The sequence below is a fragment of the Planococcus beijingensis genome (assembly GCF_016820615.1).
GTDB lineage: Bacteria > Bacillota > Bacilli > Bacillales_A > Planococcaceae > Planococcus > Planococcus notacanthi.
Window position 1 is genome coordinate 1 of sequence record NZ_JADHDZ010000016.1, and the last position, 1,576, is coordinate 1,576.

1 protein-coding gene is annotated in these 1,576 nt (G+C 46.6%); it reads right to left on the reverse strand.

The features are described 5' to 3' along the window. Positions 1-152: 152 nt before the first annotated feature. Entirely contained in the window at positions 153-1,385 is a 1,233-nt protein-coding gene (locus IRE19_RS18345; protein ID WP_203341457.1) for an IS110 family RNA-guided transposase, read from the reverse strand. Positions 1,386-1,576: the final 191 nt, after the last annotated feature.

Sequence of the window (1,576 nt, forward strand, 5' to 3'; positions counted from 1 at the left end):
TTTCTTACGATTAGTCAATAGATTATATTCAACTATAAAGCGATTCTTTTGAGATTTTCTCTCTTCGTGGAGGCGGAAATTGGTTCGGAATAAAAATGGGCATGCCAAAAAAACCTCCGGCTTTTTCATTTTTAAACTGGGGGCAGAATGTGTTAAACTTTAGGTGCCACGGTGCAGGGGCTTAGCCTGTAATCGTAGCGTAATTGGTGTGTGACCAAGTGGTGGATCGTTTTGAGCAGCTTGTTCATGCACGCCACCACGGCAACCTTATGACATTTGTTATAAGGTTGTTTTTTTAATTTCTGGTAATAATCGACCAAGTGATTCTGTGAAAAGCGCTGTTGCTTAATCATATTCATAATGATGATATAGAGCAGTTTGCGGAGGTGTTTGTTTCCCCGCTTATTGATGCGATCCTTCGCCAGAAACTTACCGGATTGATACCTGCGGATGTCGATGCCGGCAAAGGCGTTCAATTGTTTGTGATTCTCAAAACGGTGGATATCACCAATTTCGGCAAGCAAGCGAACGGCGGTATTGTCCCCGATTCCCGGAATGCTTAACAAAATGGCATACTCGTTCAACGGAGAAGCCAGCGCCGCCATCTTTTCGATACACGCCTCTTTCAGAAAAACAAGCTCCTGGAACCGTTTAGCGTATAGCCGAACCAGCTCACAAGACAGGTCATCGACCTTTACTGCAGGGTAGGAACTAGTTGCGGCATCCAGCAGTTGGATGGCTTTTTCTTCTGCCTTTTTAGCGGACATTCGCTTTTCGGTATTGGCCAGAATTCGATTTTTGAGCACCGTTTTGGAGTGTCCCAACATGAGGTCGGGATGTGGAAACAACTGCACCAACCGCAGAAAGAGGTCCGATTTTGTCGTAAACAAGCTCGTCAGTTCGGGGAAGGTGAGCTGCAGTTCCGCGTGCAAGCGTCCCCGAATGACGGTCAATTCATCGTCCAGATCAGCGTAATAGCGAGACGTCTTCTTGAGTTGCCGGTAGATATCTGATGACGGTATCTCCAAGCGGCGTTCATTTTGGAAGTGGCTTCTTGCGAGCTGGTGGGCGTCTGCCCGGTCTGTCTTATGGCTCCGCAAACGGTCGCTCTGCAGTTTGGCTTCCAAGGGATTCATCAGGCAATACGGATAACTGTTTTCCTGCATGAAGCGTTCGAGTTGACGTGAATAGACCCCGGTAGCTTCGAATACCAGGTGTGGCACTTCATCATAACCTGCGGTTAGGTCGTCAATCAGCACCTTCAACTCAGCAAAATCTTCGCGCGTGTGCTGGATTTCTTTTTCAGCGATACAGGTTTTCAGCGCGTTATAAACCACAACATAGCTTTTCCCCATACTGACATCAAAAGCGATGACATGTTTCATCTCCCACACTCCTTTAATTTGTTTGGAAGCTTCACCGATCCTTACCGATTCCCATTTCTTCTACACGATCTCAACGGATCCCACATACTCAAACCTGATTCAGATAAGGGGGGTGAAGGAGGTCCGTTTTTTATCCGGATTCAAGATCCTAAGCCACACTCGACCTCCACTTCACCTCTACTATAAAAAAA